Raw genomic sequence first — 17,737 nt, 5'->3', positions numbered from 1 at the left:
TCAGACCTCCGTCTTCTCTTTGACCGGCAGCCGCGGGCTGGTGCCCCAGGCCAGTTCGGTGACGGCGCGGACCGCGGCCGGCACCGCGGCTTCGACCGCCGGCGACAGCCCGATCCCGCCGTCGAGGCACGCCGGCTCGCAGCCGACGACGAGCACACGCCCGGCGTCGCCGCCGAGCAGGCGCAGCAGCCGGAACACCGCGTCCGGTTGCATGCCGTGCGCGTCGATCGAGGACGCTGTCGCGAGATCGTCGGTATCGGCCTCGATGAGCGAGAGCGTGCCGGGCGTGCGGCCGTGTGGCGTCGCGTCGAGCAGGATGGTCGTGTCGTAGCCGCCCATCAGGTCGTAGGCGAGGTGCATGCCGGCGATGCCGTAGTCGGCGATCTGCACCCAGGGCGGCAGGTCGGCGGCTTCCAGCTCCTTGATCACCTCGACGCCGAAGCCGTCGTCGCTCAGGAAGATGTTGCCGATGCCGGCGACCAGGACTCGTGGTCTCATTCCGCGACCTCCAGGGGTTCGATCTCGTCGGGGGAGAAGTACCGGTACCGGCCGTGGGCGTGCTGCAGATCGGCGGCCGGGTCGTCGTCGACGGTCACCGCGACGTACGTGACACCGTCCACATCGGACAGGATGACGCGCACGGTCGCGGTCTTGCCGGTGAGGAACATGTCCTGGGCATCGGCGCCGCGGAGGTTCGGCCGCAGGCGGACGCGAGACCCTTCGGCGACGCGCACCCCGGCGACGGTCACCGAGGGCTCGACCGGGCGCACAGACCGGATCGCGCCGTGCAGGCGGTCGAGCAGTTCGGGCGGCATCGCGTCGACGCGGTCCACGATGGCCGCCGCGCGCGGGTCGGTGGCCCGGGCCTCGCGCTTCTCCTCGTCGGTCAGCGCCATCGTGCGCAGGGTGAGGATCTCGTCGATTTCGGTGCCGTCGAAGAGGTCACCCGGGCTTTCCGGCGCGATCGCCGGGTCGTCGTAGAGGATGATCGGCGACGCGAGCATCACCGTGCTGCGTGAGGTGTCGCCGATCAGCGCCGGCCACAGCCGCTCCTGCCGGCAGGCTTCGACCGCCGGTTTCGCCCATTCCGGCGGGTCCAGCATCGACAGGAAGTGCCCGGTGTCGACGCTGAGCACGAGGTGGGCGGCGAGCAGCGCGTGCCGCAGGGCGTGCCGGCGGATGCCGTCGGAGTGCCACGACGTCGTGTTGTGCACCTCGACGCGCAGCCGGGTACCGCCGAACGGCCCGTCGAGCGGGTCGACCCGGGCGGTGAGGACGCCGGACAGTTCCTGCGTCCGCTGCCCGTCGCCCGGCACGGAGAACGGCGTCTCGGCCGGCAGTTCCGCAAGCGGCAGCTCGAAGTCGATCTCGTGCTCGACGGCTTCGTCCCACGTGGAGTCGAGCCGCCTGCGCGCCTGCAGGAACCGCAGCTTGACGTGCAGGATCGTGTGCGCGAGGGGTTCGAGGAGACACTCGACGCGGGCCGACGCGTACTCGCCGATCTCGGCCGACGCGTACGACGGCGGCACGAGCACGCCCCACTGCCAGCGCACGCGGTTCTTCCCCGCCGACGCCCGGTACGGGTAGAGGAGGTAGCCCTCGTAGAGCACGGCGTCGCCGACCGCCCGGGCCTGCTCGAGGACGTTCACGGCCCACCGGCCAGCAACTGGTCCATCGTGGCTTCCCAGGTCGGGATCGCGTGCCGCGCCTTGTACTTGAGCAGCGCGTCCACCGTCTCCCGCGGCAGCCTGATCCACGCGACGTTCGGGAAGTACCGCGCCATCAGCTCGTCCCAGACGGCCACCGGCATCCGGCACTCGGCCTGCGTGTGCCACGGCACCTGCTCGACCCAGAACCCCGGGCCACCCTTGCCGAACACGGTGCCGCTGAACAGCAGCACCATCGGTACGACGCCTTCGGACAACGCGTGGAAGTACTTGCCGGCCGCGACCTCCAGGTCGTAGGTGCACGGCACCTCGGCGTCGACCTCGGTCGCGCCGGAGAACCCCGGTACGGTCACCGAAATCGTCGTGAACTGGAACGGCTTCAGCGTCTCACCCCACCGGGAACGCTCGCCGAAGAGGTCGGTGAGCAGCTCCGACTCGTCGTCGGCGTACCGGCGCCGCTGCGGCTCGATGCGGATCTGGACGCGCAGCACCATCGCGTGGATGGGCTGCCCGGTCAGCTCCGAGATCCGCAGCTTGAACGCCAGCGTCGGGGACGCCGCGTACTTCAGCGGCCGGACGTCGACGCAGTCGAAGGTCAGCTCAGCCATCGGTCACGACCTCGCTGCGCTCCCGAAGGTTCGCGAAGAACCCGTCGATGGCTTCGTGCGCTTCGGTGCCGCCGTCGAAGCCGCGCCACGTCGAGCGGACGAGCCCGACCAGCTCGTAGCAGACGTCGATCGGCACCAGGAAGCACTCGAAGCCCAGGTCGAGCTGGTTCAGCAGCAGGGCTTCGACGTCGTCGGCGACGTCGGCGAACGCGGGCGTGTCCGCCAGCAGCTCGTCCCACGCGCCGAGCGGCAGCAGCGACTCGGTCGCGCCCGCCGGGCTCGGGTAGAACGCGACCGGGCGGTCCTGCACCGAATTGCGGAACAGGAATGCCGTCTTCACCGGGATCCCGGCGGACTCCCACAGCGCCGTCCCCGGCCCGAACCGCGGAGCGTGCCGGAACCGCTGCGGCACCGCCCGGTGCCGCTTCCCGCCCGCCCCGCGGTGGGTGAACAGCAGGTAGCAGCCCCGGCAGGTGCAGAGGATCGTCCGGGACTCGAGGTCGATGACGTGCCCGTGTCCCGCCCCGATCGGTTCCGCGCACATCTCGCACTTCTCGCCCGGCGCGGCGCGCGGGACGGGAGTGCGGAACCTGCGCAGGCCGCCCGTCACGGGACCTCCACGGGACACGGCACGAGCGGCAGCAGCGCCCGCCCGCCCGGACCGGTTTCCTCCGGCACGACCCCTTCGACGACGACGTCGGAGATCTCCGGCGCTGCCTCCCGGACCACGCGCTCGATGGCGTACTTCGCGGTGACCGTCGAGGACGGGCAGCCGTCGCAGGTGCCCTGCAGCCGCAGTCGCAGCACGCCGTCGTCGATCCCGACGAATTCGACGTCGCCGGCGTGCGAACCCAGGTACGGCCGGACCTTGTCGAGTGCCTCGGTGACGCGCTCGTGCGTCGACCGGGGGTGCAGGTCGTGCAGCACGAGCAGGCCGCGGACGTGGTCGTCCTCGGCGAGGCGGTCGAGCAGGGGCCGGTCGACGAGCTCCACGATCCGGGCCAGGCCGGCGCCGTAGAACTCGAGCAGCGTGTGGACGAGGTCCTCGGCGAGTTCGGCGTCCGCGCCGGAGAACTCGCCCAGCAGCTGCTCGATGCGCTCGCCGACCCGGTCGACTTCCGTCATCAGCCGAGCTCCCCGCCGAACGCGTGCGGGGTGTGCAGGCGCTCCAGGACTTTCCCGGACCCGGTGTACATGTGGACGCCGCAGGGCAGGCACGGGTCGAAGCTGCGGACCGCGCGCATGATGTCGATGCCCTTGAAGTTCTCCTGGCTGTTCTCCTCGAAGATCGGCGTGTTCTGCACGGCGTCCTCGTACGGCCCCGGCGTGCCGAAGCTGTCGCGGACGCTGCCGTTCCACGGCGTCGGCGGGTACGGGTGGTAGTTCGCGATCTTGCCGCCCTTGATCACCATGTGGTGCGAGAGCACGCCGCGGACCGCTTCGGTGAAGCCGCAGCTCACGCCCTCGTCCGGGACCTTGAACGGCTCCCACGTCTTGGTGTTGCCCTGGCGGACCTCACCGAGGGCCTGGTCGGCGAAGTGCAGCGCCAGCGCGGCCGCGTACGCCTGGAAGTACGTCCGGGCACGGTTGCGCTCGAGCGCGTTGCTCCACTTCGGGATCTTCCACTCGAAGGTGACCTCGGGCTTGGTCGCCGTGCGGGGCAGGTTGATCACGACGCTGTGGCCGGTCGACTTCAGGTACGGCGTGTCGACGAGCCCGGCCAGCGCGGTCACCCACAGCCGGGCGATCGGGCCGCCGCCGGTGTCGAGGGCCAGGTGGTCCGTGCCGTCGAACCAGCGCGGCGACATCGTCCACGAGTACTTGCTGTCGAAGTCGCGCTTGGCCGGGCGCGGGATGGTGTGCTGGTTCCACGGGTGGCGCTGGTCGACCGGGTTGCCGAGCGGATCCTGCGTGACGAACATCGGCTGGTCGACCCAGTCCTCGTAGAACGAGCTGCCGAGCAGGATCCGGATCCCGAGGTTGATGTCGAGCAGGCTGGTCGTGACGAGCTTGCCGTCGACGACCACGCCGGGCGTCACGAACATCTTGCGGCCCCAGGACTCCATGTTCTGGTAGGTGAAGTCGCAGTACTCGGGGTCGTTGAGGCTGCCCCAGCAGCCGAGCAGGATCCGGCGCCGCCCGACTTCTTCGTAGCCGGGGATGGCTTCGTAGAAGAAGTCGAAGAGGTCGTCGTGCATCGGCAGGCAGCGCTTCATGAACTCGACGTAGCGCATCAGCCGGGTCAGGTAGTCGGTGAACAGCTGCACGGTCGCCACCGTGCCGACGCCGCCGGGGTACAAAGTGGACGGATGGACGTGCCGGCCCTCCATCAGGCAGAACATCTCCCGGGTGCTGCGCGACACCTGCAGGGCCTCGCGGTAGAACTCGCCTTCGAGCGGGTTCAGCGAGCGCATGATGTCGCCGATGGTCCGGTAGCCGTGGTCGCCCGCGTGCGGTGCCTCGGTGCGGTTGGCCAGCTCCAGCACGCCGGGGTTGGTCTCGGCGACCATCTTCTCGCAGTAGTCGACCCCGACCAGGTTCTCCTGGAAGATGTTGTGGTCGAACATGTACTCGGCGGCCTCGCCGAGGTTGATGATCCACTCGCCGAGGTGCGGCGGGCGAACGCCGTAGGCCATGTTCTGGTTGTAGACCGAGCACGTCGCGTGGTTGTCACCGCAGATCCCGCAGATCCGGCTGGTGATGAAGTGCGCGTCGCGCGGGTCCTTGCCCTTCATGAAGATGCTGTAGCCGCGGAAGACCGACGACGTGCTGTGGCACTCGACGACCTTCTTCTGCGCCCAGTCGATCTTCGTGTAGATCCCCAGGCTGCCGACGATCCGGGTGATCGGGTCCCACGCCATCTCGACGAGATCGGTCTTTTCCTTCATTTCGGTCATGACCGCGCCCCTGCCTGGTAGCCGGTGTCGAGCTTGGTGCCCTTGTGCCGCCACTTCGGTTCGGTGTCGGCCTTGCGCTCGGTGATCTTCCGCAGCCGGCGGATCACCGACCCGTACGCGCCGCTGGCCAGCGACGACACGTTCGCGCCCGGCGGCTCGTCCATGAACGGCATGAACTTGTCCGGGAAGCCCGGCATGGTGCAGCCGATGCAGATGCCGCCGACGTTCGGGCAGCCGCCGACGCCGTTGATCCAGCCGCGCTTCGGCACGTTGCACTTCACGACCGGGCCCCAGCAGCCCAGCTTGACCAGGCACTTCGGGGAGCCGTACTCGGTCGCGAACTCGCCCTGCTCGTAGTAGCCGCCGCGGTCGCAGCCCTCGTGCACGGTCGCGCCGAAGAGCCACTGCGGCCGCAGGTGGTCGTCGAGCGGGATCATCGGCGCCTGCCCGGCGGCCTGGTAGAGCAGGTAGGTGATGGTCTCGGACAGGTTGTCCGGGTGGGTCGGGCAGCCGGGCACGCAGACGATCGGGATGCCGGCGCCGGACTTCCAGTCCCAGCCCAGGTAGTCGGGCACGCCCATGGCCCCGGTCGGGTTGCCCTCCATCGCGTGGATGCCGCCGTAGGTGGCGCAGGTGCCGGCGGCCAGGATCGCCAGGGCCTTGGGCGCCAGGCGGTCCAGCCACTCGCTGGTCGTCATCGGCTGGCCGGTCTCGGGGTTGTTCCCGAACCCGCACCAGTAGCCCTCCTCCTTGATCGCCTCGTTCGGGATCGAGCCCTCGACGACCAGCACGAACGGCTCCAGCTCGCCGCGGTCGGCCTTGTAGAACCACTCGATGAACGTGTCGGCCCCCTTGTCGGGGCCGCATTCGAAGTCGATCAGCGGCCAGTGGACCGCGATCTTGGGCAGGCCGGGCAACGCACCGAGGACGATTTCCTCGATGCTCGGTTGCGTCGCGGCGGTCAGTGCGACGGAGTCGCCGTCGCAGGACAGGCCCGCGTTGATCCAGAGGATGTGGATGGGCTGCTCTTCGGTTTGCTCTGCGGCATGAGTCACGGCTGGTCAACCCCGGAGTCGTCGAGCGCGCCGAGGGTTAGCTCCCACAGCGCGTGGTAGAGGGTCGTTTGGGCTTCCTGGATGCGGTGCACGGACGGTGACGGGACGACGAAGAGGTGGTCGATGCTGTCCAGCTCGGCCATCTTCCCCCCGTCGTAGCCGGCGATGCCGACGGTCACCATGCCGCGCCGGGCGGCTTCGTCGAAGGCGCGCATCAAGTTCGCGGAGTTCCCGCTGGTGGACAGGCCCACCGCAATGTCGCCGGGACGCCCGAAAGCACCGATCTGGCGGGCGAACACGACGTCGAACCCGATGTCGTTGGACAGGGCGGTCACCACCGCGATGTCGTTCGTGAGCCCGAAGGCGGGCAACGGTTTCGCGTCGCCCGCCGGGCTGAGGAACAGGCTGGCGAGGTCCTGGGCGTCGGTCGAGCTGCCGCCGTTGCCGAAGGCGAGCAGCCTGCCGCCGCCGCGGAACGCGTGCGCCAGGTCCTGCGCGCACGCGAACAGGCGGTCGCGGTCGGCCGCGAGCACGTCGCCGCGCAGGGTGACGATCTCGCGCACTTTGTCCACAGTGGACTGTTCGACCTGGTGGAGGACGGCGTCGAGGTCGCTTTCACCCGAGTACAGGAACGGGTACAGCGCCTCGAGACCGTCGGTGACGGGGTGGTCCCGCGTCATTCCGGTTCTCCCGCGGCTAGGACTGTGCTCTTTGTTCCTGATCCGGCCACAGCCACGGCCGATGGCTTTCGTGGCAACGGTTACTGCCGCTCAGCGGCCGGCCTGCTTTTGGCCGGATCAGGACTCTCCAAGCGTGCGATGGCTTCCCCGGCGTGCACCAGGATGCGGTCGCCGACGCCGGCGTCGACCAGCGCCACACTGACCTCTTCCCGGGTGGATCCGGTGTCCACGACAGCGAGCTCGTGCTCGAGGAGCTCGACCACGGTCACCTCGACCGCGGTGTCGGAGCAGGTGATGCACACCCCGTCGTGACAGACGGGGCCGGTTGGTCTGCCGGCGTCACGGGCGGTCACGACGCCACCTCCGGGGTCAGCACGCCGGGATGCTCGAAGAAGACGTGCACCAGCTCCCACAGCACGTGGTAGGTGGTCACGTGGACCTCCTTGACGACCCGCGGGTCGGTCGAACGGGCGACGAGGACGTGGTCGAGACCGGGAGTCGCGGCGATCGCGCCGCCGTCGCCGCCGGTCAGCGCGACGGTGAGCATGCCGAGGTCCCGGGCGGTTTCGAGGGCGCGGCGGACGTTCGCGCAGTCGCCGTCGGTCGAGATGCCCAGCGCGATGTCGGCCGGTTCGCCGATGATCCGCAGCTGGTGGGCGAAGACGTCCTCGAGGCCGACGCGGTTGGCGACACCGGTGACCGTCGCGACGTCGGCGGTGAGCGAGAGCGCGGGCAGCGCGCGCTTGCCGACGATCACCGGGTGGACGAACTCGACCGCGACGTGCTGGGCGTCGGTGCTGGGGCCGCCGTTGCCGAACACCACGAGCTTGCCGCCGCGGTGGAAGCGGCGCGCCATGCTGTGGCACGCCTCGGCCACCGTCCTGGCGTCGTCGGCCAAGGCGAGCACTGGAGCCTTCCGGCGCTCGAAGAGGGCGTCGACGGCGTCCGGGTGATTCGGTGACCACGACATCGCGGCACTTCCTCGGGGCTGCTGCTCGGTGGTGGGAGCCCACCCCAGGCTAGAGCCGTGAGTTGGATCACACAATAGATCGATGGGGGTCAGTGCGCCCCGGGTGAGACTGAACAGCCGCTCAGAAGTGGTGCTCGCGGTCGTCCTGCAGGTGCTCCGCCCGGGCCAGCCACTGTTCGGCTTCGTGGGCGGACCCGCGCGACCGCAGCATCCGGGCCAGGCTGAGCATGCCCTGGACGTCGCCCGTCTCGGCGGCCCGCCGGAACCACTGCTCGGCTTCCGCGAGGTCATCGCGGTGCTCGGCGAGGTGCCCGAGGTTGGTGAGCGCGGGGACGCTGCCGTGCTCGGCGGCCTTGCGGTACCAGGCGGCGGCCTCGCCCTCGTCGCCGCGGTTGCGGGCGAGCACGCCGAGGTTGGTCATCGCCGCCGGGTCGCCGCGCTCGGCCGCGTCGAGGTACCAGTTCTCGGCCTCCTCGAGGTCGCCGCGGCGGTGCAGCAGCAGCCCGAGCCGGACGATCGCCTCGACGTGCCCGCCGGACGCGCCCTGGCGGTACCACGACTCGGCGTCGCCGGGCCGGCCGAGCCGTTCGGCCTGCCTGCCGAGCTGGCAGGTGGCGGCGAGGTCGCCGGCCAGCACGGCCGAGCGCCACCAGCGGGCGGCTTCGGCGGCCTGGCCGCGGTCACGCAGCACGATGCCGAGGTCGACCATCGCGCCGGTGATCCCGGCGTCGGCGGCCTGCCGCAGCCACGACTCGGCCTCTTCGGTCCGGCCCTGCTCGCGCAGCAGGTGCCCGAGCGCGGCGATCGACGGCAGGTCGCCGGTGCGGGCGGCCTCGGCGTACCAGTGCTGGGCGTCCTCGCGCTTGCCGCGCCGGTCGTAGGACCGGGCCAGGTTCAGCATGCCGTGCGGCTCGCCGGCCAGGGCGGCCTCGTGGTACCAGCGTTCGGCCTCCTCGCCCGCGCCGCGCTCGGCGAGCAGGTGGGCCAGCGAGGTCATCGAGACGCGGTCGCCACCCATGGCGGCCTTGCGGAACCACACCTCGGCCTCGGCGAGGTCGCCGCGCTCACGCATCGCCGCGCCCATCCGGGCCATGGCGACGACGTTGCCGCCCTCGGCGGCTTTGCGCTGGAAGAACTCGTCGAACTTCTTGAGCCGGCCGGGCATCGGCTGCTCCCTCCGGATGGGTCCTGCTCCGGTAGTCGCAGATGATCGGCTCGGTGTGACAGCTCCGCCGTGGGTGGGCGAGGTCACATTCGCGCCAGGTGGTCGTGTCGGCGCGGTTTTCGCAGGCCGGCAGGGGTGAGACTACGCCGCGCACACCCGCAGGTGAGAGGAGAAAATCTTGGCGGCCCGCGGCTTTCGGCTCAGCGTGACGCAGCGATCTCTGCTGGTAGTCGCGATCCTGGCGGTCGCCCTCTTCGGCTACTGGGCGACGAGCCGCAGCTCCGGCGCGACCCCGCCGCCTGCGTCGTCCTCGGCACCGGTTCCGGTCACCGCGGCCAACGCGCAGAAGCAGCTCGATGAGCTGACCATCGCCGCGCGGACGTCCATGGACGGCTATTCGCGCGAGAAGTTCCCGCACTGGGACAGCCAGGGGGCGGGCTGTGACACCCGCGAGGTCGTCCTCGAGCGCGCCGGCCAGAACGTCAAGACGGACAAGGACTGCAGGGCGACGTCCGGGACGTGGAAGAGCGTCTACGACGACGAGACCTGGACGAAGGCGACCGACCTCGACATCGACCACCTGGTCCCGCTCGGGCAGGCGTGGGCCAGCGGCGCCAAGGCGTGGCCGACCGAGAAGCGCGAGCAGTTCGCCAACGACCTGACCCGGCCGCAGCTGTTCGCCGTCACCGACAACCTCAACCAGCAGAAGAGCGACAAGGCACCCGACCAGTGGAAACCGCCGCTCGTGGCGTTCTGGTGCACCTACGCGACCGACTGGATCGTGGTGAAGCACTACTACGGGCTGACGATCACGCAGGGCGAGAAGACCGCCTTGACGGACATGCTGCGGCGCTGCTGAGCTGGCCGGCATGACGACGTTCGCGCTGATCCACGGAGGCGGCGGCAGCAGCTGGGACTTCCACCTGCTCGGCCCGGAGCTGGTCGCGCGTGGCCACGACTTCGTCGCGCCGGACCTGCCGATCACCGACTCCTCGGCCGGGCTCTCCGACTTCACCGACACCGTGCTGGCGGCGTTGGGTGACGCTTCGGACGTCGCCGTCCTCGGGCACTCGTACGGCGGGTTCACCGCGCCGCTGGTCGCCTCGAAGGTGCGGGCGCGGCTGCTGGTGTACCTGTCCGGGATGATCCCGGCGCCGGGGGAGCCGCCGGGGCAGTGGTGGGGGAACACGGGCTTCTCCGGGCCCGAGGGGCTGAGCGACGTCGAGACGTACTTCAACGGCGTCGCGCCGGAGCTGGCCGAGGAAGCGCTCACCCGCGTTCGGGACCAGGTGAGCACGGAGTGGGACGAGCCGTGGCCGCTGCCGGCCCACCCGGACGTCCCGACCCACGTGCTGCTGTGCCGCGACGACCGGTTCTTCACGCCGGACTTCCAGCGTCGCGTGGCTCGTGAACGGCTCGGCATCGAGCCGGACGAGGTCGACGGGCCGCACTGCGCGCCGCTCAGCCACCCGTCGGCGATCGCCGACCGCCTGGTGCGCTGGCTCTGAGCCGTTCGGGGGAGCGGGAAACTTAAAGGTCTAGACCTATTGACGGGGTGGTCCAGGCCACTTAACGTCAGGTGCGCGGCGAACCCGCACCTCCCACCCGCGTCACCTCCACCCCGGTCCCCACCATGGAGGTTTCTCCGTCATGCGCTTCGCCAGGGTCCTCGCGCTCGCGGCCTTCGCCGCCGGCAGCGTTCTGGTCGCCCCCGCCGCGTCCGCGGCCACTTTGCCCGCCTGCCAGCACTTCTACACCGGCCCGATCCCGGACCGCCCGGTCACCGGCGGCCACGGTCCCGGCACGCTCGTCGGCGCCGTCGACGTCGGCAACCGGCTGCCCGCGCCCGGCTCCGTGACCGGCGGCCTGGGCGCCGACGGCAAGGTCACCTTCACCTTCGCCCGCGTCGCCGGCGCGAAGGCCTACCGCGCGTTCCGCAACGGCCAGGCCCTGCAGTGGATCAGCGACTGGGGCCAGCCGACGCTCACGGTCACCGACGCGAGCCCCTGCCAGAACGCGAACTACCAGCTCTACGCGATGACGGCCGAGGACAACTCGCCCGGCTCGCTCGGCCAGATCTCCACCGCGTACCGCCTCGACGGCGCCAACCGGCTGGCGACCTACCGCATCCCCGCCGGCACCACGCTGACCTACCGCGTCACGTCCTACAACGACGTCGCGCAGACCGCCCTCGGCTACAACGCCGGGCCGGGCTTCTGCGCGGTCGACGCCCGGAACATCCCGTGGGGCACCAGGTTCTCGGTGCCCGGCTACGGCGAGTGCTACGCGGCGGACATCGGCAGCTGGATCAAGGACGACATCGTCGACGTCTGGCTGCCCGGCTCGCAGGCCGACGCCTGGGGCATCCAGCGGCTCACCTTGACCGTGCGCTGACCCGACACGAGAACCAGGAGCATGAGCCACCCGACCGCCGAAAGGCCGTGACGGCCTCCTTGCCGACGTCCCCCCTCTGCCCCGGCAAGGAGGCCCTCATGGCGGCTACCAGCGGTCGAGGTGCAGGACCTCTTCCAGCGGCTGCCGCGCTGCCGGCCTGAAGGTGTCGCCCGTGTAGAACGCCGTCGGGATCAACGCCGCCTGGTGGACGTTCTTCGGCAGCTCCAGCACCTCCGCCGCCTCCTGCTCGTACTTCAGGTGCAGCGTCGTCCACGCCGTTCCCAGCGTCACCGACCGCGCCGCCAGCATGTAGCTCCACACCGCCGGCAGCAGCGACGCCCACATGTCCGCCTGGTTGCCCGCCGGCAGCTCCGCGGACGCCGTCTCCAGGCACGGCACCACCAGCACCGGGACGTCACCCATCCGGTCGGCCAGGTACGCGACGCTGTCGCCGACGCGCTTCTGGACCGGCGCCCGCGAAGGGTCGTCCGCGAACTGCTTGCCTGCCGCGTCCGGCGACTCGAGGTACTCGTGGCACGCCCGGCGGTAGATCTGCCCAAGGGCCGCCCGCTGGTCCGCGTCCGTGACCACCAGCCACTGCCAGCGCTGGGTGTTCGAGCCGCTCGGGGCCTGCAGCGCCACCTGGACGCAGTGCTTCACCAGGTCGAGCGGCACCGGCCGGTTCAGGTCGAGGCGCTTGCGCACGGTCCTGGTGGTCGTCAGGAGCTCTTCGGGCGTCATCATCGGCCCATCATGCCGGGCCTACCAGCGATCGTGCACCAGCGGCCGGATGAGCTCGTCGTACGTTTCGCGGACCCCCGCCAGCGCTTCGGCGGACAACGGCGGGAGCGCGGCCGCCGCGGTGTTGGCTGTGGCCTGCGATGCGTTGCGCGCGCCCGGGATGACTGTGCTCACGCCCGGCTGGTCGATGATCCAGCGCAGTGCGAACTGCGCCAGCGTCTGTCCTTCCGGGACGAGCCCGCGCAGCCGCTCCACCGCCTGCAGCCCGACCTCGTACGGCACGCCCGAGAACGTCTCGCCGACGTCGAACGCCTCGCCGTGGCGGTTGAAGTTCCGGTGGTCGTCGGCCGCGAAGGTCGTCGAAGCCGTGTAGCGGCCGGTCAGCAGGCCGGACGCCAGCGGCACCCGCGCGATGATCCCCGCGCCCGCCTCCGCCGCCACCGGCAGCACGCGCTCCAGCGGCTTGAGCCGCAGGCAGTTCAGGATGATCTGCACCGAGGCCACGTGCGGTCGCGCCAACGCGGTCAGGGCCTCCGAGACCGTCTCGACGCTCACGCCGTACGCCTTGATGCGGCCCTCGGACACCAGCTCGTCGAGGGCGTCGTACACCGCGTCCGACGAGTAGACGGGCGTCGGCGGGCAGTGCAGCTGCACCAGGTCGAGCGTCTCGACGCCGAGGTTGCGGCGCGACCGGTCGTTCCACTCGCGGAAGTTCGCGCGGACGTAGTTCTCCGGCACCTGCTCGACCCGGCGGCCCATCTTCGTCGCCACGAAGACGTCCGGGCGCCCGGCGCGGAACCGGCCGACCAGCCGCTCGCTGCGCCCGTCGCCGTAGACGTCGGCGGTGTCGAAGAAGGTGACGCCGGCGTCGGCCGCCGCGTGCAGCACCGCCAGCGCGTCGTTCTCGTCGACCTCGCCCCAGTCCGCGCCGAGCTGCCAGCAGCCGAGCCCGACGACCGACACCTCGCGGCCCAGCCGGGTGATCTTCCGGTTCTCCATGCCGCGATCCAAGCACACGGTCGCGCCTATGATCGGCCGTCATGGCCATGACGTCGGGTCCGGACGGACTCGGGACCCGGATGCGGCACGTCCTCGAGATCCTCGAGGGCGACGTCGCGAAGTTCCTCGCCGACATCGGCCTCGGCGACTACCGCCCGCGGTACTCCCCGGTCGTGCGGGCGCTGCTCGCGCGCGGCCCGCTGGCCATCCGCGACCTCGCCGCCGAGATGTGCGTGACGCACTCGGCGGCCAGCCAGACCGTCGCGCAGATGAACCGCGCCGGGCTCGTCGGCCTCGAACCGGGTGCCGACGCCCGGCAGCGCATCGTGTCGCTCACCGACAAGACGCGCGAGCTGCTCCCGCTGATCGAGGCGGAGTGGACGGCGACGACCGAGGCGTCGGAGGCGCTGGAAGCGGAGCTGCCTTACCCGTTGCGCGGGGTGCTGGAAGCGATCCTCGAAGCGCTCGAGCGCAAGCCGTTCCGGCAGCGGATCGGGGAGACCGGCGCGGCGCGGGAACTGCTGGAGCCCTGATCAGGCGCCGGGGATGCGGAAGACGGCCCAGACGAACTTGCCGCCGGGGCAGCGTTCGAAGCCCCAGTCCTCCGACAGCGCCTGGACCAGGACGAGCCCGCGGCTGCGCGCCTCGGCCGGCGACGGCGCCCGCAGCTCGGGCAGCCCGCTCCCGGTGTCGTGCACCTGCAGCGTCAACTGGCCTTCGAAATAGGACAGCTCGAGCCGCTGCGGGGACTCGCCGTGCTCGAAGGCGTTCGTGACCAGCTCGGACGTGGCCAGCAGGACGTCGTCGAGCTGCGTCTCGTCCAGGCCGAAGCCGAGCAGCATCGAGCGGACCTCGCGACGCGCCCGGGCCGGAGCGGTGACGTTGTCCGGGAGGAGCACCGTCAGCGGCGCGACCGGCGCTGCGGTGCGCTGCGAGGTGTTCGTCGTCATCGGTCCCCCTCCCAGTGAGTTCCGGTACCGTCCGCGAGGTACCCAAGCCGGTCAGCGGCTAATCAGGTGCCGTCGGCCAGCTCGGATTCGTCCAGGCCCGAACGCAGCTTCTTCAAGGTCGCGGCGAGCAACCGCGACACCTGCATCTGGGAGACCCCGACGCGGCGCGCGATGTCCGATTGGCTCATCCCGGACCCGAAGCGCAGCGCGACGATCTTGCGCTCCCGCTCCGGCAGGCTGTCCAGCATCGGCCGCAGCGCTTCGCGCAGCTCGGCCTGGCCCAGCTCGGCGTCCGGCGCCCCGAACCGCGTGTGCGCAGCGTTCTCCAGCAGGTGGTCCAGCGACGCGCCGTAGCGGCCCTGACCGGCGCGAAGGCCCTCGTAGACGTCCTCGATCGGGACGCCGAGCCGCGCGGCGATCTCACTGGGCTTGGGCGCGCGCGAAAGCTGCACGGTGAGCTCCTCGCGCGCGGCGGAGATGTTCGCGTTCAGCTCCTTGAGCCGCCGCGGCACCCGCACCGACCAGCTGTTGTCCCGGAAGTGGTGCCGCAGCTCCCCGGAGATGGTGGGCACGGCGAAGGCCAGGAAGTCCGTCCCCTGCTCGGGGTCGAACCGGTCGACGGCGTGGATCAGCCCGACCGTGGCGATCTGGACCAGGTCCTCCATCGCCTCGTCGCGGTTGCGGAACTTCCGGGCCAGGTTGCGCGCGAGCTCCAGGTGGTTGCGCACCAGGGTGTCCCGGATGCGCTCCCGTTCCGGGGAGCCCGCCGGCAGCGCGGCGAGCCGGGTGAACAGCGCGCCGACGTCGAGGTCGCTCCCGCTGCTCCCGGCGGGATCGCTCACGAGTCCGCCGCCTGGCTCTCCCGGACGAGGTCGACCCGGGACAGGAAGCGGCCGTTCTCGGGGGTCACGGTGCGCTCGGCCGACGTCGCGAGCGCGGTCAGCAGCTGCCACGAGAGGCCGGAGTCGTCCTCGTGGTCGGGGGTGTCCGAAAGCACCGACACGGAGACCTCGATGCGCGCCCCGCTCCACGAGAAGACGCAGGTGAGACGGCCGTCCGAGCTGGCGGGCAGCAGCAGCGAGCACGCTTCGTCCACCGCCATCCGGAGGTCCTCGACGGCGTCGAGGTCGAAGTCCTGGCGCATGGCGATGTCCGCCACGATGGTGCGCAGCGTCGGCACGACGTGCGGGATCGCGGCCGTCCGCACCTCGATGACCTGCGCGCCTTCCGGGACGAGCGGGGCGTTGTCCTCCACGTTTTGTTCCTTTCTCCGCACTCGCGCTCCAGGGGTCGGCGGTGTCCTCTTCACGCCCGGTCGCGAGATGCCCGTGGGGTGAGCAAACCAAACCCGCGTTTGATCCGCTCCACCGGCGGGCATGTAGCGGTCGACATGCTGATCCTGGGAAAGGCAGGGACGACATGGCTGACGTCAGCCGGCTGCCCAACGTGGTTGCGGAAGAGTGGGAATGGCAGCTGCGCGGTTCGTGCCGGGGCGCGGACAGCAGCCTTTTCTTCCACACGGACAACGAGCGGGGTTCGGCGCGGGAGCGGCGCGAGTCGCGCGCCAAGGCCATCTGCCAGACCTGCCCGGTCCTGGCCCAGTGCCGCACGCACGCGATGACCGTACAGGAGCCCTACGGCATCTGGGGTGGGCTCGGGGAGATCGAGCGGCGGCAGCTGTTCCTGCGCCAGCGCAGGGCGGCGCGCAAGGCGCTGAGCGCGCACTGACCAGGCAGGATTCGAGCACACGTGAGCAGTCAGCGCGAAAGGACGGCGGCCGTGGCGGGCTCGGTCGCTTCCTGGGTTAGGGTTGGCCCCGGAGTTGCCTTGACCGTGCCGCCGCGAGCTTCTGGAAAGGCACGGTGACACGGTTGCCGCTTGAGACACCAGGCGCGTACCCGGCGCAGGAGCAGCGCCTGACGAGGAGAAACTGCATGCCCGCAGCCGACCAGAACGCCACCCCGCCCGGGTTCGGCATCACGCTGGACACCGACGCGACGGAGCCCCGGGTGGTGGTCACCGGCGAGCTCGATCTGCTCACCAGCCCGCAGCTGCAGGAGGCCCTGGCGGGGCTGATCGCGGACAAGCGCGCGCAGCGGGTCGTGGCCGATCTGACCGGGGTGACCTTCTTCGATTCCTCCGCGCTGAACGTGGTGCTCCGCGCACAACGCCAGGCGGGCGAGCAGGACGTCGAGCTCGAGGTCGTCCCGAGTCCCGCCGTGAGCCGCGTGATCGAGCTCACCGGCGTGGCCGAACACCTGAGCGTGTCGGAGGACCCCCAAGCCTGACCGCCCGCTAGGTTCCTGCGGACTGGTTTTCCGGTTCGCGGATCCTGGGGGCGGCACGATGATGGGGCGGACGCATGCCCTGAGCGGCTGGTGCGCGGGCCTGGCCCTGGCGCCCGCGGTCGGGGCGGGGTCGGTGCACCAGGCGGTGGTCTTCGCCGCCACGACGGCGGGGTTCGCCCTGTTGCCCGACCTGGACCACCCCGGCGCGAGCGCGTCCCGGCTGCTCGGCTGGCTGACGGGTGCGCTGTCGTGGCTGCTGCGCCGCGTGTCGGCGGCGTTCTACGCGCTGACCAAGGGACCTCGCGACGAGAAGGTGACGGGCCAGCACCGTCACCTGTCCCACACGGTGCTGTTCGCGGCCGGCCTCGGCGCGTTGACGTCGTGGGGGACGGAAGCCGGCGGCCCGTGGGCGGTCGTCGGCGTGGTGATCTTCGGGTTGATGCTGGCCCAAGGCGCACTGGGCGACTGGCTGCTGCCGGTGAGCGGCGCCGCGGTGGCCTGGTGGTTCTTCACGGCGCCGCCCGACCGGGCGGGCGAGCTGGCATCGATCACGGGCTGGCTGGGCGTCGCGGTGGCGGCGGGCTGCCTGACCCACTGCCTCGGCGACGCCCTGACCGAAGCCGGATGTCCTTTCCTGTTCCCGGTTCCCATCGCCGGCGAGACCTGGTACGAGATCCGGCCGCCCCGGGCGCTGCGCTTCCGCACGGGCAAGAAGGTCGAGAAGCGGCTGATCTTCCCGGTGTTCGCGGTGCTCGCGGTCCTGCTGGTGCCGGGGGTGTGGACCTACTCGGTGAGCACGTTCGAGCGCTTGTTCATCCCGCCGGCGACTCAGCAGGCGACCACGCCTTGACCCGCTCCGCCACCGCGGCGGTGTCGGTGTAGTCGCGGGTGTGCGTGATCAGGCCGTCCTTGATCGTCAGCACCATCACGTACGAAGCCACGAAGCTCTCGCCGGCCATGTCCTGGTGGAGGTCGAACTCGGCGACGAGCACCGCCGGATCGGCCGTTTCGTGGACCACGACGTTGTCGGCCTTCGTCACGCGGCGGGCCGCACCCGCGCGGCGGAACCGGCGGCGCAGCTCTTCACGGCCGTGGGTCAGCCGCGGCACGCCGGGCAGCGTGAACGGCATTTCGAGGGTGACGTCCTCGGCGTAGCAGTCGGCGAGGTCGTCCCAGCGGTTCTCGACCGAGGCGGCGAGGAAGCGGTCGAAGACGGCGCGAGGCGACTCGGCCGTACCGGCGCGATGGTTGTGTGGCATGGACGGACCCTCCGGCATCGGAATTCTCCTGGAAGACTGGACGTTGAATCGGAACGGTGCACCC

Annotated in this window: 24 protein-coding genes; 7 read left to right on the top strand and 17 right to left on the bottom strand. The window is 70.8% G+C overall.

All coding sequences use genetic code 11. The features are described from left to right. The 11 genes from OG738_RS10010 to OG738_RS09960 all read right to left on the bottom strand — a co-directional run bounded on the left by OG738_RS10010 (window position 1) and on the right by OG738_RS09960 (window position 9,042). Window positions 1-498 (bottom strand): hydrogenase maturation protease, encoded by a 498-nt coding sequence (locus OG738_RS10010; RefSeq protein WP_329053071.1) that lies wholly within the window; start codon window positions 496-498, stop codon window positions 1-3. Then, window positions 495-1,649, bottom strand: coding sequence for a hypothetical protein (locus tag OG738_RS10005; protein WP_329053069.1), 1,155 nt, complete (start codon window positions 1,647-1,649; stop codon window positions 495-497). Before OG738_RS10005 ends, OG738_RS10010 begins: the two co-directional genes overlap by 4 nt. Next, a complete protein-coding gene (locus OG738_RS10000; protein WP_329053068.1) occupies window positions 1,646-2,275 on the bottom strand; it encodes a DUF6084 family protein in 630 nt (209 codons plus the stop codon). The genes OG738_RS10005 and OG738_RS10000 overlap by 4 nt, the downstream gene beginning before the upstream one ends. After that, on the bottom strand, window positions 2,268-2,885 hold the full coding sequence (locus OG738_RS09995; RefSeq protein WP_329053067.1) for a DUF5947 family protein: 618 nt from the start codon (window positions 2,883-2,885) through the stop codon (window positions 2,268-2,270). Before OG738_RS09995 ends, OG738_RS10000 begins: the two co-directional genes overlap by 8 nt. Then, window positions 2,882-3,400: a NifU family protein gene (locus OG738_RS09990; RefSeq protein WP_329053066.1), complete on the bottom strand. Its 519-nt coding sequence runs from the start codon at window positions 3,398-3,400 to the stop codon at window positions 2,882-2,884. The genes OG738_RS09995 and OG738_RS09990 overlap by 4 nt, the downstream gene beginning before the upstream one ends. Then, window positions 3,400-5,172 carry a nickel-dependent hydrogenase large subunit gene (locus tag OG738_RS09985; RefSeq protein WP_329053065.1) on the bottom strand — a complete coding sequence of 591 codons (1,773 nt, stop codon included), beginning with the start codon at window positions 5,170-5,172 and terminating at the stop codon, window positions 3,400-3,402. The genes OG738_RS09990 and OG738_RS09985 overlap by 1 nt, the downstream gene beginning before the upstream one ends. Further along, window positions 5,169-6,227: a hydrogenase expression protein HypE gene (locus OG738_RS09980; RefSeq protein ID WP_329053064.1), complete on the bottom strand. Its 1,059-nt coding sequence runs from the start codon at window positions 6,225-6,227 to the stop codon at window positions 5,169-5,171. Before OG738_RS09980 ends, OG738_RS09985 begins: the two co-directional genes overlap by 4 nt. Further along, complete coding sequence (locus tag OG738_RS09975) at window positions 6,224-6,907, bottom strand: D-sedoheptulose-7-phosphate isomerase (RefSeq protein WP_329053063.1); 684 nt, start codon at window positions 6,905-6,907, stop codon at window positions 6,224-6,226. Before OG738_RS09975 ends, OG738_RS09980 begins: the two co-directional genes overlap by 4 nt. 80 nt (window positions 6,908-6,987) lie before the next feature. Then, window positions 6,988-7,209: a HypC/HybG/HupF family hydrogenase formation chaperone gene (locus tag OG738_RS09970; RefSeq protein WP_329056632.1), complete on the bottom strand. Its 222-nt coding sequence runs from the start codon at window positions 7,207-7,209 to the stop codon at window positions 6,988-6,990. Window positions 7,210-7,256: 47 nt separating this feature from the next. Continuing rightward, window positions 7,257-7,877: a D-sedoheptulose-7-phosphate isomerase gene (locus OG738_RS09965; protein WP_329053062.1), complete on the bottom strand. Its 621-nt coding sequence runs from the start codon at window positions 7,875-7,877 to the stop codon at window positions 7,257-7,259. A 121-nt stretch (window positions 7,878-7,998) separates the two neighbouring features. Continuing rightward, window positions 7,999-9,042 carry a tetratricopeptide repeat protein gene (locus tag OG738_RS09960; protein WP_329053060.1) on the bottom strand — a complete coding sequence of 348 codons (1,044 nt, stop codon included), beginning with the start codon at window positions 9,040-9,042 and terminating at the stop codon, window positions 7,999-8,001. A 178-nt stretch (window positions 9,043-9,220) separates the two neighbouring features. On the opposite strand from OG738_RS09960, the gene OG738_RS09955 reads away from it, so the two are divergent. The 3 genes from OG738_RS09955 to OG738_RS09945 all read left to right on the top strand — a co-directional run bounded on the left by OG738_RS09955 (window position 9,221) and on the right by OG738_RS09945 (window position 11,436). Beyond that, a complete protein-coding gene (locus OG738_RS09955; RefSeq protein WP_329053059.1) occupies window positions 9,221-9,901 on the top strand; it encodes an HNH endonuclease family protein in 681 nt (226 codons plus the stop codon). A 10-nt stretch (window positions 9,902-9,911) separates the two neighbouring features. After that, window positions 9,912-10,550, top strand: coding sequence for an alpha/beta fold hydrolase (locus OG738_RS09950; RefSeq protein WP_329053057.1), 639 nt, complete (start codon window positions 9,912-9,914; stop codon window positions 10,548-10,550). Window positions 10,551-10,692: 142 nt separating this feature from the next. Continuing rightward, the gene (locus OG738_RS09945; protein WP_329053055.1) at window positions 10,693-11,436 is read left to right on the top strand and encodes a 3D domain-containing protein; all 744 of its coding nucleotides are present in this window, start codon (window positions 10,693-10,695) and stop codon (window positions 11,434-11,436) included. Window positions 11,437-11,541: 105 nt separating this feature from the next. Here the strand turns inward: OG738_RS09945 and OG738_RS09940 are convergent, their stop codons facing one another. Then, complete coding sequence (locus OG738_RS09940) at window positions 11,542-12,180, bottom strand: nitroreductase family protein (protein WP_329053053.1); 639 nt, start codon at window positions 12,178-12,180, stop codon at window positions 11,542-11,544. 18 nt (window positions 12,181-12,198) lie between these two features. After that, window positions 12,199-13,176 (bottom strand): aldo/keto reductase, encoded by a 978-nt coding sequence (locus OG738_RS09935; protein ID WP_329053052.1) that lies wholly within the window; start codon window positions 13,174-13,176, stop codon window positions 12,199-12,201. Between the two features lie 41 nt (window positions 13,177-13,217). On the opposite strand from OG738_RS09935, the gene OG738_RS09930 reads away from it, so the two are divergent. Continuing rightward, a complete protein-coding gene (locus tag OG738_RS09930) occupies window positions 13,218-13,709 on the top strand; it encodes a MarR family winged helix-turn-helix transcriptional regulator (protein ID WP_329053051.1) in 492 nt (163 codons plus the stop codon). On the opposite strand, the gene OG738_RS09925 is transcribed toward OG738_RS09930, so the two are convergent. The 3 genes from OG738_RS09925 to OG738_RS09915 form a co-directional block, all read right to left on the bottom strand. Then, complete coding sequence (locus OG738_RS09925) at window positions 13,710-14,126, bottom strand: ATP-binding protein (RefSeq protein ID WP_329053050.1); 417 nt, start codon at window positions 14,124-14,126, stop codon at window positions 13,710-13,712. A gap of 62 nt (window positions 14,127-14,188) precedes the next feature. Beyond that, the gene (locus OG738_RS09920) at window positions 14,189-14,968 is read right to left on the bottom strand and encodes a SigB/SigF/SigG family RNA polymerase sigma factor (protein ID WP_329053049.1); all 780 of its coding nucleotides are present in this window, start codon (window positions 14,966-14,968) and stop codon (window positions 14,189-14,191) included. Next, a complete protein-coding gene (locus OG738_RS09915) occupies window positions 14,965-15,381 on the bottom strand; it encodes an anti-sigma factor (RefSeq protein ID WP_329053047.1) in 417 nt (138 codons plus the stop codon). Before OG738_RS09915 ends, OG738_RS09920 begins: the two co-directional genes overlap by 4 nt. Window positions 15,382-15,545: 164 nt before the next feature. Here OG738_RS09915 and OG738_RS09910 point away from each other — a divergent pair, with 164 nt between their 5' ends. The 3 genes from OG738_RS09910 to OG738_RS09900 all read left to right on the top strand — a co-directional run bounded on the left by OG738_RS09910 (window position 15,546) and on the right by OG738_RS09900 (window position 17,264). Continuing rightward, window positions 15,546-15,854: a WhiB family transcriptional regulator gene (locus OG738_RS09910; RefSeq protein WP_329053045.1), complete on the top strand. Its 309-nt coding sequence runs from the start codon at window positions 15,546-15,548 to the stop codon at window positions 15,852-15,854. A gap of 206 nt (window positions 15,855-16,060) precedes the next feature. Further along, a complete protein-coding gene (locus tag OG738_RS09905; protein WP_086862300.1) occupies window positions 16,061-16,414 on the top strand; it encodes an STAS domain-containing protein in 354 nt (117 codons plus the stop codon). Between the two features lie 61 nt (window positions 16,415-16,475). Continuing rightward, complete coding sequence (locus tag OG738_RS09900) at window positions 16,476-17,264, top strand: metal-dependent hydrolase (RefSeq protein WP_329056631.1); 789 nt, start codon at window positions 16,476-16,478, stop codon at window positions 17,262-17,264. Here OG738_RS09900 and OG738_RS09895 read toward each other — a convergent pair. Next, window positions 17,227-17,673 (bottom strand): nuclear transport factor 2 family protein, encoded by a 447-nt coding sequence (locus tag OG738_RS09895; RefSeq protein ID WP_329053041.1) that lies wholly within the window; start codon window positions 17,671-17,673, stop codon window positions 17,227-17,229. The two genes, OG738_RS09900 and OG738_RS09895, sit on opposite strands and share 38 nt — an antisense overlap. Window positions 17,674-17,737 lie beyond the last annotated feature (64 nt).

Origin of the sequence: Amycolatopsis sp. NBC_01488, from assembly GCF_036227105.1 — a bacterium.
Taxonomy (GTDB): domain Bacteria; phylum Actinomycetota; class Actinomycetes; order Mycobacteriales; family Pseudonocardiaceae; genus Amycolatopsis.
This window is presented reverse-complemented; position numbering and strand designations above follow the sequence as displayed.